Consider the following 11,949-nt stretch of genomic DNA (forward strand, 5'->3'; position numbering starts at 1 on the left):
GCTTGATCCTCGACCAGGTCAGTTTGCGGATCAGTCTGCACGGGCTGTCGCCCTGACAGCCTCAACCGCCGCCTGATTCGCAGACTGATCAGGCGGCAGCCGCTACGGAGAGGCCGACGGCGACGAGTGCCGCCGCACTGACGCCCTCGATCGCACGCTTCGCCCGCGGCCGTGACAGCAGCCCTCGACCCCGGTGTGCCAGCTGCACGCCGACGAGGTTCCACAGACCCGCGACGACGGTCCACAGTGCGCCGAGGGCAAGGGTCGTCATCGCTGCTGCCGACCCCGGCGCGACGAACTGGGGCAGCACCGAGGCCGCCGTGACGGGGCATCGGGGATTGGCGAGTGACGTCACCGCCGCCGACCGGAAGCTCGCACGCCCACCAACAGAGAGAACGCTCCGCCCCCTGCCACCCCCACGACCACTCGGCTGTAACTGGACGGAGTGTTCTCTCGATCGGAGAGAGGGACTTGGCTGCCGAAGAACCCGAAGCCCGGACCAGAGGCCGTTGCTCACCAGGAGGGCGGCGCCCACCACCTGGGCCCACGTGAAGGCCTGCGGGTGCTGGGTGGCCAGCGCGCCCAGACCGAGGGCCACAGCCGCCGACCAGGCAAGGATGCCGACACTCGTGCCGGCGACGGCGGCATACCCGCCTGGTCGACCGTGCGTCACCGTCTCGCGCAGCACGACGAGGTTGTTGACGCCCGGCACGAGGACGAGTGTCACGGCGACGGGAAGGAAGGCGAGAAGAGCGGAGGTGGTGGTCACGGACTCGAGTCTTGGCTGGACCAAGACATCAGGGAAGTCACATCGATGAGCGCCAGCATTAAGATCGATGAATGCGGATCGAACCCGACCAACTTCGGATGCTGGCCCTCGTCGGTGCCCACGGGTCACTCGCCGGGGCCGCCGCAGAGCTTGGACTGACCCCTGCCGCCGTCACCGGTCAGGTGGCACGAGCCGAGCGTCAGTGGGGCGTCCCGCTCGTGGTCCGTGGCTCACGCGGCGCACGGCTCACCGACGCGGGAGAGGCTCTGGCATCGCACGGCCGGGAGATCGACGCCGTCTGCGAGCTCGCCGAGTCGCAGATGTCGGGCGCGCTGACCCGCACGTCCCGGCGGCTGCGCATCGGCACCTTCATGTCGGCAGCCCTGCGCGTGCTGCCCGAGGCCGTCACCGCCCTGCGCCACCGGCACCCGGAGAGCGACCTCTCCATCGTCGAGGGCACGAGCCCCGACCTGCTCGAACGGGTCGCGGCCGGCGAGCTCGACGTCGCCGTCATCGGGAGCTATGGCGAGGCGCCGACCCTGCCGGCCTGGCTCACGGCGACGCGCCTCTTCCGAGACCCTCTGGTGCTGTGCCTGCCGAGCGACCACCGGCTCGCGGCGACGCCCGCCGACCAACGCGTCCGGATGAGCCAGCTCCGCGGCGACCGGTGGATAGCGATCCTCGCCGGCCAGGCGGCCCGAGACCAGTTCGACGCGGCCGCGGCCGCGGCGGGCGTCGAACCGGGCATCCAGTTCGAGACGGAGTCCTACGACGTCGCCCAGGCCCTCGTCGCGACGGGGATCGGCGTCGCTGTCATCTCGCAGATGGCCGCGCGCACGATGCCGGGCACGACGCACCGCGAGCTGGAACGCCCGCGCCTGCACCGCGAGCTGTGGGCCGTCCACTCTCGGGACACCCGGCTCACGCCGCTTGTCGTCGAGTTCGTCGACCTGGTCGGCCAGGTCTGCGGCGAGCTGACCGACCGCTGGGCAGGAGCCCGCCTGGCGGACGTCGTCGCGGCCCAGTCCTGACCTGGGTGAGATGGTGGCCTCACGCCAGACGGTCCGTCGAGATCCGGGCGAGGGACCGCATGTCGACCTCCTTGATGGTGCGTGAAGTGGCCATCGGGACCTCGGTGCTCACGACCACGACGGCGACCCTGTTGCCGCTCCGAGAGACGATCAACTCCTCGATGAGCGAGTTGCCGTAGTCGGCGGCCGTGTCGAAGACGAAGGTCCAGCGGTAGGCCTCGCGGGGTGCTGCCACCGAGGTCCGCACGAGCGCGGACGTGCTGAGGCGTGCCCGGCCGGGCTCGCTCGGGTTGCAGGTCTCGCGCCAGGCGACCACCGCGCGCAGCAACGCATCGGCCTGGGCAGGAGTGCTCGTCTCGGCGACTGCCTCGGCGCCCGTCAGCGCTCCGCTCGTGACGCGGGAGTACCGCGTGCTCCGCACGCCCGACGCCGAGCCGAAGCTGCCCGCCTGACACTGGCTGATGGTGCGGCGCACCGTGGAGGACGCCGCCGAGCCGAGTCCGACGCGACGCCAGTCGCCCGACCTCAGCAGCGCCTGGTCCAGGGGAGGCGGCCCTGCTGACGTCGTGGGGGTGGGGGTTCGGCTCGTCGTGGGTCTCGGCGCCTGGGTGATCGGCTCGGCCGTCGTCGTCGGAAGCGCATTCGCGGCGGCTGGAGTCGGGGATGCGGTGGGCCGTGTCCTCGGGTCCGTTGCGGGTGCACCGTTGCCCTGCACCGCCGCGACCGGTCGTCCACCCGGGTGCGGCACGCGGCTCGCCGCCGCGCCGGCCGCAATGCCCAGCACACCCGCCGCCGCCAGGGTCAGGGCCACCGCCCGGCGGCCCACGGCGCGTCGGCCGTCCTCGTGGCCGAGTCGCGTCGGTGCCTTGACACCGGGCGTCGTCATGGCAGCCGGGCGGCGGATGCCGCCGCGAGGGAGTCCGTGACCACGTCGTCCCGCCAGCGGTCCGACCCGTGGACCACGACGACGGACACGAAGGCTCCCGACCTGACGACGACGGTGGTCTCGGGCCCCACCTTCTTCGTCGGTGTGGTCGTCCACGCCACAGCAGTAGCCCTGCCGACGGCAGTTCGGCGCAGGTCGGAGGAGGACCATGGGCCCTGAGGGTCAGTGGATTCGGAGTCGCAGTCGGTCCGATGAGCCACGATGCGCTCGACCGCACGCCGCGCGAGCGTGCTGTTCGGGAACCGGGCGGTCAGCTGGGCCTCGAAGCCCCCGTCTCGGTCGTAGTACGTGTCCGCCCGGAAGAATGCACGGGCGCCCTCCTGAAGGGGAAGGTCGGGCTCGCAGAAGCCCATGGTCGACTGCCCGATACCCGGGGACCTCGATGAGTTCGAGGGCTTTGCCGGCAGGCCGGCCTTCGCGAGCGCTGCCGTGGTGAGGAGCGAGGAGATGTCCCACTGCGGCGAGGAGACTGGCGTCGACGCTGCTGTCGACGGCTTCGTCGGGCTCGGGGTGGGCGTCGGCTCGGCGGCTGTCGACGGTGTGATCGGCTCGGCGGTGGTGGTGGGGACCCCACTCGGCATCACCGAGGTGGTCGGCGTCGCAGGGGCAGGTGTCGGGACCGTCGCCTGACCCACCGACGTGGATGCCACGGACGGGGGAAGAGCCGGAGCTGCCCGGTGGGCGGCGAAGCCGGCGGCGGTGCCGGCCACGCCCGCGGACAGGACGGTTGCGATGATCGCGGCTCGGGTCTTCACGGGCGGTCTGCTCCTCGGTGCGCTGGCGACGGAAGCGCAACACGCGCTCCACCCCAGTTGATGCGCGCCGAAGCTGTTTGGTTGTCGAGACTCGAGTCCGTTCGAACCAGCCGACCTCGCCCGTCTGTCATCCCTGCTGCTCGACGAGCCGTTGGCGCACGAACGCCCGTGCGTCGTGGATGCGTGCCTTGACGGTGCCGAGCGGTACGCCGGTCGCGCGGGCGATCTCGTCGTAGGGCAGCGTCCCGAGGTCGCGCAGCACGAACGCCTCGAGCAGGTGCGGCTTCGCCGACTCCAGGGCCTCCAGCGCCTCGAGCAGATCGACCCGGGACCCGGCGATGACGCTGGTCGTGCGCGGGTCGGGCCGCTCGGGAATCGTCTCGAACGCACGCTCGGAGCCGCGCCGCTTGAGCGCGCGGTACGTCGTGCGGGCACTGTTCGACGCGACCACTGAGACCCAGCCCGCGAAGGATCCGGAGCCCGAGAACGTATGCAGCTTGGTCGCGACCGCGACCAAGGCGTCCTGACACGCCTCCTCGGCATCGTGCTGGTGCGGCAGGAACTTGCTCACGCGGCGCATCACGAGCGGCTCGAGCCGCCGGAGCAGGTCGTCCATCGCCTCCGGCCGGCCGTCGGCCGCGGCCACCCGCAGCCGTTCGAGCTCGTCCGCCTCCGCCGCCTCGGTCGTGCTGAAGCCCTCCATGGTCCTGCCCCCTGTAGCCGGTCGCGCCACGCAGGGGCCTCGCTCGCCCTGGTGGGCGGGAACGGCCCCGCGTGGGTCATGATGTGTCGCGATGGAGGGTATCGGGCGATATGAGGTGGTGCGACGTCTCGGCGTCGGCGCTTTTGCGACCGTCTGGTACGGCTGGGACCCCGCCCTCTCGGTGCCGGTCGCGATCAAGGTCCTGGCCGACAACTGGAGCCACGACGCCGACGTGCGCCAGCGCTTCCTCGCCGAGGCTCGCCTGCTCCGGAAGATCTCGGACGACCGCGTCGTCCGGGTCCACGACATCGGCGAGCTGCCTGACGGCCGTCCGTACTTCGTCATGGACCACGCCGACGGCGGCACCCTGGCCGAGCTGGTGAGCAGCCCACCCGACGCGCCGACAGCCCTGCGGCTGGGCGCCGAGTCGGCCCGCGCACTGCACGTCCTGCACGAGCACGGCGTCGTCCACCGCGACGTGAAGCCGAGCAACCTGCTGCTCACCCACTGCGACGGCGACCCGCGGGTCCTCATCGCCGACCTCGGCATGGCCAAGGTGCTCGCCGACTCGTCCGGGGTGACCATGACGGTCGGCACGCCGGCCTACATGGCGCCCGAGCAGGCCCACGGCACAGCCGGATTCGACGAACGCGCCGACGTCTACGCCACAGCGGCCGTCACCTACGGGCTGCTCGCAGGGAAGCCACCGTTCGTCAACGACTCCGGCATCGCGGGCGTCCTCGCGCGTCCACCGGAGGCCGCTCCTGAGCCGATCGCGCACACCGTGGCCGCGCCCCGCGACCTCGACGTGCTGCTGCGCGCCGCCCTCGCCCACGACCCGGCCCGCCGCCCCCGCACCGCACTCGACCTCGCGGCCCGGCTCGACGGCATACGGGAGCGGATGGAGGCGGGGGAGGCCGGCACGGACGCCGAGCCCGGAAGAGGGTGGACGCCGCGGGCGCTCGCCGGGCTCGGCGTCGCGACGTTCGCCGTCTTCATGGCCGCGACATGGCTGACCCTCCGCCTCCTCGGGTGAGGTGACGGAGGGTCGGCGTCAAAGCGTGCAGGCTCAGTGGCCCTGCGGCATCGCCCAGCGGGCCGTCGAGACGCCCTGCTCCTTGGCCCGCTCGAGCGCCTCGCCGATGATCTTCTCGGCGGCCTCGCGGTTGCCCCAGTCGGAGGCCTCGACGTGCTTGCCCGGCTCGAGGTCCTTGTAGCGCTCGAAGAAGTGCTGGATCTCGTCGAGGGTGAACTTGCTGATGTCGCTGATGTCCTGGACCTCCGCGGTGCGCGGGTCGACCGGCACGCAGAGCACCTTGTCGTCGCCGCCGGCCTCGTCGGTCATGTGGAAGATGCCGATCGGGCGGGCCTCGACGACCACGCCGGGGAAGAGCGGCTCGGGCAGCAGCACGAGGGCGTCCAGCGGGTCGCCGTCCTCACCGAGCGAGTCCTCGATGTAGCCGTAGTCGGCGGGGTAGGCCATCGCGGTGAAGAGGTAGCGGTCGAGGCGGACCCGGCCGGTCTCGTGGTCGATCTCGTACTTGTTGCGCTGTCCGCGCGGGATCTCGATGGTGACGTCGAACTCCACGTCTTCCCCTTCTTCACGGTCTTCGGTAGGCGGCTCGGGTGCCGAGGCACCCGGCGGCGGCTGACAGAATCGTCCGCGACAGTGTGTCAGCAAGGGCGGTCCTTGCGCGAAACGCGACGGACAGCGGACGGGGGTGCCGGGCATGGTGCGAGGGACGTCGCGGCGCGCGCCCCGCTTCACCTACGCCGTGGCGGCCGCCTGGTCTGCCGTGGCGGTCCTGCTCGGGTATGCCGTCCTCGACGTCGCCGACGCCGCGCCAGGTGTGCTGACGCTGCGCCCGCTGCCACCGCCCCCGCCGACCGAGTACGTCGCGAAGCGCACCCTGCCCCTCGTGCCGCAGCCGACGCTGCCGACGTCGGTCGACCTGCCCCTGCCGTCGCTCGCCGGCGACACCGCCGCGCCGACGTCGGCCGGCGTCAGCCGGGCGCTCGCGCCGGTGCTGGCGCTGCCTGCCCTGCGCGACTCGGCCGTCGTCGTCCGTGACGGCCAGACGGGCGCGGTGCTGCTCGACCAGCGCGGCGACGAGCTGCGCATCCCGGCCTCGACGACGAAGCTGCTCTCGGCGGCCGCCATCGGTCAGACGTTCGCGCCCGACGAGACGCTGCGCACCGTGGTGCGCGAGGGTGATCGGCCCGACCAGGTCGTCCTCGTGGCGGGCGGCGACTCGTTGCTCGCCCCCGGCAAGGGCGACCCCGAGGCGGTGGCCGGCCATGCCGGCCTGCGCGACCTCGCCGACCAGGTGGCCGCGTCGCTCGCGAAGAGGGGCACCCGCAGCGTCACCCTCTACGTCGACGAGACGTACGCCGGCGGCCCCACGACCGCGCCCACCTGGAGTCCCACCTTCCGCAGCACGGGCATCACCGGCGCCGTCGCGATGCTCGGCCTGTCCAGCCAGCGGGCCACCGGCGGCAGGCCCGGCCCGGCCGACCCGGTGGCCGCGGTGCGCGCCAGGTTCGCCCAGCAGCTCGCGGCCCTCGGCGTCTCCGTGCAGGTGGCGCCGCGCGGTGACGCGCCGGGCACGCCCGGATCTCCGATGCCCACGCCCGGGACGTCGGGCGCCCCCACCGGCAGCGAGACCGGCACTCCGACGGCCGCGGCCGGCGCGGCGGCCCCGGCCAGCGGGCCCGGTTCGCTGCTCGGCAGCGTCGAGTCCGCGCCGGTCCGCGACCAGCTCGCCCTCGCCCTCACCGACAGCGACAACGCGCTCACCGAGATCCTCGCCCGTCAGGCGGCCTACCGTTCGGGGGCGGGCACCGACTTCTCCGCGGTGGGTGGCTGGGTGGTCCAGCAGGTGGCGGCTCTCGGGCTGGCCACCGACGGCGTCGGCCTCGTCGACGCGAGCGGACTCTCGCGTGAGAACCGGGTGCGCGCCGACCTGCTCGCAGACGTGCTCGTGCTCGGCTACGACGGCACCCACCCTTTGCTGAGGCGGGCCCTCGACGGCCTGCCCATCGCGGGGCTCACGGGCACGCTGGAGAACCGGCTCACCGGATCCGACCACGTCGCGGCCGGGCGCGCCCGTGCCAAGACGGGCACGCTGACGGGGGCCAACGCCCTGGCCGGCAGTGTGGTCGGCGACGACGGTCGGCTCCTCGTCTTCGTGGGTATGGTCGCCGGAGCGGGAACCAACGACGCCCGGGCGGCGTTGGACCGACTGGTAGCGACAGTCGCCTCGTGCGGGTGCCGCTGACGGGCCGAAGGTCAGCTCGGGGAGTGCGATCGCCACGGCGTTCCGGCTCGTCCGCGCGACCGAGCCCACCAGACACCACGCGCGAACGACGACACCGTCACGGCACGAAAGGGCTGGCATGACCGACACGACCCTCCCTGTGGACGCAGGTCGCCCCGACGGTCCAGGAGGTGCGCCGGCCGCCTACGTCGACTACGAGTTCGCGAAGAAGACCGGCCGCGCCATCGTCAACCCCGGGCCGCAGGTGTCCGGCGACGAGGCGGCAGCCATCGTCGCCGACCTGCGCGAGGCGGCTGCGTCCGCGGTCGCACCGGTCGCAGAGACCAGTGACCTGCACGCCCCCGAGGGCGCGCCGGCGCCGCTCGTCGTCGACCGGGTCGGCTGGATCAGCGCCAACGTCGACTCCTTCCGGGCCCTGCTCGAGCCCGTCGTCGACAAGCTCAACGCCTCGAAGAAGGGGCAGTCCAGCGCGGCAGCGGCCGCCATCGGCGGCAAGGTCACCGGCGCCGAGATGGGTGGCCTGCTCGCCTTCCTCTCGAGCAAGGTGCTCGGCCAGTACGACCTCGCCCCGGGCGGCACCCCGCGCCTGCTGCTCGTCGCGCCCAACATCGTCGCCACCGAGCGCAAGCTCGCCGTCGACCCGACCGACTTCCGGCGCTGGGTGGCCATGCACGAGGAGACGCACCGGGTGCAGTTCACCGCGGTGCCGTGGCTGCGCGACCACATGGTCGCGAGCACCCAGGCCCTCGCCGTCGACATGGCGCCCACGCCCGACGACCTCAGCAAGCGCTTCGAGCAGCTGACGAAGAACCTCCCCGAGGTGCTGAGCTCGGGAGAGGGGCTCGGGCAGCTCTTCGCCACCCCCGAGCAGAAGGAGAAGATCGCCGACCTCACGGCGGTCATGTCGCTGCTCGAGGGCCACGCCGACGTCGTCATGGACGCCGTCGGCCCTCGCGTCATCCCCAGCGTCCAGGAGATCCGCCGCAAGTTCGACGAGCGGCGCAACAGCGCCGTCGGCGTCGACCGGCTGCTGCGCAAGCTGCTCGGCCTCGAGGCCAAGATGAGGCAGTACCGCGACGGCGCCGTCTTCGTCCGGGCCGTCACCGACCAGGTCGGGCGCGACGGGTTCAACGCCGTGTGGAGCTCGCCCGAGTCGCTGCCGCGCGCGTCCGAGATCCTCGAGCCGGACGCCTGGGTGCGTCGGGTCCACGGCTGAGCCGGTGAGGAACGTCCTCGAGATGCCCGGCCCCGATCCCGCCGTCGCCGCCACCCGCCTCGCGGTGCGCGAGCACCTGTCCGACGTCCCCGAGGGCGGCGTCGTCCTCGTCGCCTGCTCGGGCGGTCCAGACTCCGTCGCGCTCGCGGCCGCGCTGGCTTTCGAGGCCCCGCGCGCCGGCGTTCGCGGTGGCGCCGTCGTCGTCGACCACGGCCTGCAGGAGGGGTCGGCCGAGGTGGCCGGCGACGCCGCGGCCCTGTGCCGCGAGCTGGGCCTCGACCCCGTCGAGGTCGTGCGCGCCGACGTGCGCACGAGCGGCTCCGGCCTCGAGGCCGACGCGCGTTCGGCGCGTTACGTCGCGATCGAGGCTGCCGCCGACCGTGCCCGGGCCTCGATGGTCCTCATCGGCCACACCCGCGACGACCAGGCGGAGCAGGTGCTGCTCGGTCTGTCTCGCGGCTCGGGCGCGCGCTCCCTCAGCGGTATGCCGGTGCGCCGCGACCGCTTCGTGCGCCCCCTGCTCGCCCTGCCGCGCGCCACGACGCTCGCTGCCTGTGCGGCATACGGCATCGAGCCGTGGAGCGACCCCCACAACAGTGACGACTCCTTCCGCAGGGTGCGCGCGCGCCGCCTGCTCGCGACGCTCGAGTCCGACCTCGGTCCGGGTTTCGGGGCGGCGCTCGCCCGCAGCGCCGACCTGCTGCGCGAGGACGCCGACTACCTCGAGAGCCTCGCGATCAAGGCGAGGGCCGAGCTGCCGGACGGGCCGGGCGGCAACGGCGTCGACCTCGATGCGCTGTCGGCGCTGCCCCGCGCCATCCGCACCCGGGTCTGGCGACTCCTGTCCGCCGAGGCGGGGGCGCCGCTCGCCGATGTCAGCGCCGCCCACGTCGAGTCACTCGACGCGCTGCTCACGTCGTGGCACGGGCAGGGGCCGCTCCACGTGCCCGGCGGCATCGCGGTCTCCCGCACCGCCGGCGCCATCGTCTTCAGACCCCTCCGCGAGACCGCCATCGTCTGAGTCGGTGAGGCGTCCCCGGCCGGGACGTCGCCGCGGTCGGTGCGGTTGAATGGGACCCGCCCTGAACGACCCTGCACCACCTTGCACAGAGGAGCCTTCGTGGACCACGAGCACATGGGAGATGACCTGGCCAAGGTCCTGCTCACCGAGGAGCAGATCCAGACCCGCCTCTCCGAGCTCGCCGCTGACATCTGGAAGGACTACGAGGGCAAGGAGTTCCTGCTCGTCGGAGTCCTCAAGGGCGCCGTCGTCGTCATGGCCGACCTCATGCGGGCCCTCCCCGGCACGGCACCGATGGACTGGATGGCCGTCTCGTCCTACGGCTCGGGCACGAAGTCCTCGGGCGTCGTGCGCATCCTCAAGGACCTCGACACCGACATCAGCGGCCGGCACGTGCTCATCGTCGAGGACATCATCGACTCGGGCCTGACCCTCTCGTGGATCAAGTCCAACCTCGAGTCGCGCAAGCCGGCCTCCGTCGAGGTCTGCACGCTGCTGCGCAAGCCCGACGTCGTGAAGGTCGACATCCCGGTGAAGTACGTCGGCTTCGACATCCCCAACGAGTTCGTCGTCGGCTACGGCCTCGACTACGCCGAGAAGTACCGCAACCTGCGCTGCGTCGGAACCCTCGCACCGCACGTCTACGCGTGACCTTCTCGATCGTCGCCCGTCAGGGCGAGGCCTACGGAGTCGCGGTCGCCTCCAAGTTCCTGGCGGTCGGCGCGGTCGTGCCGGCCGCCCGCGACGGCGTGGGTGCGGTAGCCACCCAGTCCTTCGCACGCGTGGCCTACCTCGACGAGCTGCTCGGTCGTCTCGCCTCGGGGGAGCCGGCCGACGAGGCGCTCGCCGCCGCGACCGCGCTCGACGACGGCCGCGAGACCCGCCAGGTCGGGGTCGTCGGCGTCCGCTCGGTGGCCACCTTCACCGGCTCGGAGTGCAACCCCTGGGCCGGGGGCGTCGCGCGCGACGAGGGCGACACGGCATACGCCATCCAGGGCAACATCCTCACCGGCCCCGAGGTGGTCGAGGCGATGGAGCGCGCCTGGCGCGAGAGCGCGGGCGAGCCGTTCGCGCGGCGCCTGCTGGCCGTCCTCGCGGCTGGTGACGCCGCCGGGGGCGACTCGCGGGGTCGGCAGAGCGCTGCCCTGTATGCCCTCGAGCCGGGTTCGGGCTACGACGCGTGCGGGGTGCTCGCCGACCTGCGCGTCGACGACCACGCCGACCCCGTGACCGAGCTGGCGCGGCTGCACGCCGACTGGGAGATGTACTTCGGCAAGCCGGAGGACGTCCAGCCGCTCGAGGGCGCGCTCGCCGACGAGGTACGCGAACGGCTGGCTCGCGCCGGCTTCGTGCTGTCGGGGGCCGACGACGTTGCGACGGGCCTCGCCGACTGGGCGGGCAACGCGAACTACGAGGCCCGCCTGAGCCCCGACGGCATCGACCGCCGCGTCCTCGAGGCCCTCCGCACCGCCACCTCCTGACGCCACCTCCTGACGCCACACCTTGGCGTCAGATCGTCTGCGCAACACGGATTGCGTGGAGGCAGGCGATGGGTGGAATCCCGGGGACGTACTCATTGGCTCAGCGGCAGCAGGCGTTGGGGCTGCTGGAGCAGGGGCTGTCGGTGTTGGAGGTAGCGCGTCGGATCGGGCTCGAGCGTGTCGCGGGAGCTGGCCCGCCACCGCGTCGGCGGGGTGTACTCGGTCCGGATCGCGCAACAACGCACCCGCGCGAACCGGGCCCGGCCCCAGCCGCGGAAGCTGGACCGGGCGCAGCACGCGGCGTTGCGGGCCGCCGTCATCGCGGGGTTGAAGCGGCACTGGTCCCCGCAGCAGATCCAGGGCGAGCTGGCGCTGCGCTACCCGCAGGATGAGTCCATGCGGATCTCTCACGAGACGATCTACCAGGCCCTGTACGTCCAGGGCCGCGGCAGCCTGCGGGCCGAGCTGGCCCGGGAGAAGGTGTTGCGGTCGGGCCGGACCCACCGGGTACCGGCCTCGAAGCTGGCCGCCCGGCCCCGGGGCAAGTCATGGGTCGGGGACGCCACGATCACCGCCCGCCCGGCCGAGGCCACCGACCGGGCCGTGCCCGGACACTGGGAAGGCGACCTGATCCTCGGTGCCGGGAACCGCACCGCCGCGATCACGCTGGTCGAGCGCACCACCCGGTACACGATGATCGCCCGGCTCCCGGCCCGGCACGACGCGGCCACGGTCACCGACCAGCTCAT

Annotated in this window: 14 protein-coding genes; 9 read left to right on the plus strand and 5 right to left on the minus strand. The window is 72.7% G+C overall.

Annotation, left to right across the window (positions count from 1 at the left end; genetic code table 11):
• Positions 1 to 88: 88 nt before the first annotated feature.
• On the minus strand, positions 89 to 769 hold the full coding sequence (locus tag AB4091_RS21640) for a LysE family translocator (RefSeq protein ID WP_442294933.1): 681 nt from the start codon (positions 767 to 769) through the stop codon (positions 89 to 91).
• Between the two features lie 71 nt (positions 770 to 840).
• Here AB4091_RS21640 and AB4091_RS21645 point away from each other — a divergent pair, with 71 nt between their 5' ends.
• Positions 841 to 1,800 (plus strand): LysR family transcriptional regulator, encoded by a 960-nt coding sequence (locus AB4091_RS21645; protein ID WP_442294935.1) that lies wholly within the window; start codon positions 841 to 843, stop codon positions 1,798 to 1,800.
• 19 nt (positions 1,801 to 1,819) lie between these two features.
• Here the strand turns inward: AB4091_RS21645 and AB4091_RS21650 are convergent, their stop codons facing one another.
• Both AB4091_RS21650 and AB4091_RS21655 read right to left on the minus strand, forming a co-directional pair.
• A complete protein-coding gene (locus tag AB4091_RS21650; RefSeq protein WP_442294937.1) occupies positions 1,820 to 2,686 on the minus strand; it encodes a hypothetical protein in 867 nt (288 codons plus the stop codon).
• Entirely contained in the window at positions 2,683 to 3,099 is a 417-nt protein-coding gene (locus AB4091_RS21655) for a hypothetical protein (RefSeq protein WP_442294939.1), read from the minus strand. Before AB4091_RS21655 ends, AB4091_RS21650 begins: the two co-directional genes overlap by 4 nt.
• Between AB4091_RS21655 and AB4091_RS21660 the strand changes: the two genes are divergently transcribed.
• Complete coding sequence (locus AB4091_RS21660; RefSeq protein ID WP_442294941.1) at positions 3,098 to 3,376, plus strand: hypothetical protein; 279 nt, start codon at positions 3,098 to 3,100, stop codon at positions 3,374 to 3,376. The two genes, AB4091_RS21655 and AB4091_RS21660, sit on opposite strands and share 2 nt — an antisense overlap.
• A 252-nt stretch (positions 3,377 to 3,628) precedes the next feature.
• On the opposite strand, the gene AB4091_RS21665 is transcribed toward AB4091_RS21660, so the two are convergent.
• The gene (locus AB4091_RS21665; protein WP_442294943.1) at positions 3,629 to 4,204 is read right to left on the minus strand and encodes an RNA polymerase sigma factor; all 576 of its coding nucleotides are present in this window, start codon (positions 4,202 to 4,204) and stop codon (positions 3,629 to 3,631) included.
• Positions 4,205 to 4,295: 91 nt separating this feature from the next.
• Here AB4091_RS21665 and AB4091_RS21670 point away from each other — a divergent pair, with 91 nt between their 5' ends.
• The gene (locus tag AB4091_RS21670) at positions 4,296 to 5,240 is read left to right on the plus strand and encodes a serine/threonine-protein kinase (RefSeq protein WP_442294945.1); all 945 of its coding nucleotides are present in this window, start codon (positions 4,296 to 4,298) and stop codon (positions 5,238 to 5,240) included.
• 33 nt (positions 5,241 to 5,273) lie between these two features.
• Here AB4091_RS21670 and AB4091_RS21675 read toward each other — a convergent pair whose 3' ends face one another.
• The gene (locus AB4091_RS21675) at positions 5,274 to 5,792 is read right to left on the minus strand and encodes an inorganic diphosphatase (protein WP_442294947.1); all 519 of its coding nucleotides are present in this window, start codon (positions 5,790 to 5,792) and stop codon (positions 5,274 to 5,276) included.
• Between the two features lie 142 nt (positions 5,793 to 5,934).
• Between AB4091_RS21675 and AB4091_RS21680 the strand changes: the two genes are divergently transcribed.
• From AB4091_RS21680 to AB4091_RS21705, 6 genes are all read left to right on the plus strand, one after another.
• A complete protein-coding gene (locus AB4091_RS21680) occupies positions 5,935 to 7,482 on the plus strand; it encodes a D-alanyl-D-alanine carboxypeptidase/D-alanyl-D-alanine-endopeptidase (protein WP_442294949.1) in 1,548 nt (515 codons plus the stop codon).
• Between the two features lie 118 nt (positions 7,483 to 7,600).
• Positions 7,601 to 8,698, plus strand: coding sequence for a zinc-dependent metalloprotease (locus AB4091_RS21685; protein ID WP_442294951.1), 1,098 nt, complete (start codon positions 7,601 to 7,603; stop codon positions 8,696 to 8,698).
• A 22-nt stretch (positions 8,699 to 8,720) separates the two neighbouring features.
• Positions 8,721 to 9,719 (plus strand): tRNA lysidine(34) synthetase TilS, encoded by a 999-nt coding sequence (gene tilS / locus AB4091_RS21690; RefSeq protein ID WP_442294959.1) that lies wholly within the window; start codon positions 8,721 to 8,723, stop codon positions 9,717 to 9,719.
• Positions 9,720 to 9,818: 99 nt separating this feature from the next.
• Positions 9,819 to 10,370, plus strand: a complete 552-nt coding sequence (gene hpt, locus AB4091_RS21695) for a hypoxanthine phosphoribosyltransferase (RefSeq protein ID WP_442294953.1) — start codon at positions 9,819 to 9,821, stop codon at positions 10,368 to 10,370.
• Positions 10,367 to 11,200 (plus strand): DUF1028 domain-containing protein, encoded by an 834-nt coding sequence (locus AB4091_RS21700; protein ID WP_442294955.1) that lies wholly within the window; start codon positions 10,367 to 10,369, stop codon positions 11,198 to 11,200. The genes hpt and AB4091_RS21700 overlap by 4 nt, the downstream gene beginning before the upstream one ends.
• Before the next feature lie 177 nt (positions 11,201 to 11,377).
• Positions 11,378 to 11,949 (plus strand): IS30 family transposase (locus AB4091_RS21705; protein WP_442294957.1); only part of this gene is annotated, 572 nt, incomplete at its 3' end.

Origin of the sequence: Terrabacter sp. 2RAF25 (assembly GCF_052115265.1) — a bacterium.
Lineage (GTDB): Bacteria > Actinomycetota > Actinomycetes > Actinomycetales > Dermatophilaceae > Terrabacter.

Bases quoted from the DNA above. Each gene is read 5' to 3' on its own strand.
- AB4091_RS21680 (WP_442294949.1), top strand. From the start codon at position 5,935: ATGGTGCGAGGGACGTCGCGGCGCGCGCCCCGCTTCACCTACGCCGTG.
- AB4091_RS21645 (WP_442294935.1), top strand. From the start codon at position 841: ATGCGGATCGAACCCGACCAACTTCGGATGCTGGCCCTCGTCGGTGCC.
- AB4091_RS21670 (WP_442294945.1), top strand. From the start codon at position 4,296: ATGGAGGGTATCGGGCGATATGAGGTGGTGCGACGTCTCGGCGTCGGC.
- AB4091_RS21660 (WP_442294941.1), top strand. From the start codon at position 3,098: ATGGTCGACTGCCCGATACCCGGGGACCTCGATGAGTTCGAGGGCTTT.
- AB4091_RS21650 (WP_442294937.1), bottom strand. From the start codon at position 2,686: ATGACGACGCCCGGTGTCAAGGCACCGACGCGACTCGGCCACGAGGAC.
- AB4091_RS21685 (WP_442294951.1), top strand. From the start codon at position 7,601: ATGACCGACACGACCCTCCCTGTGGACGCAGGTCGCCCCGACGGTCCA.
- AB4091_RS21665 (WP_442294943.1), bottom strand. From the start codon at position 4,204: ATGGAGGGCTTCAGCACGACCGAGGCGGCGGAGGCGGACGAGCTCGAA.
- AB4091_RS21655 (WP_442294939.1), bottom strand. From the start codon at position 3,099: ATGGGCTTCTGCGAGCCCGACCTTCCCCTTCAGGAGGGCGCCCGTGCA.
- tilS (WP_442294959.1), top strand. From the start codon at position 8,721: ATGCCCGGCCCCGATCCCGCCGTCGCCGCCACCCGCCTCGCGGTGCGC.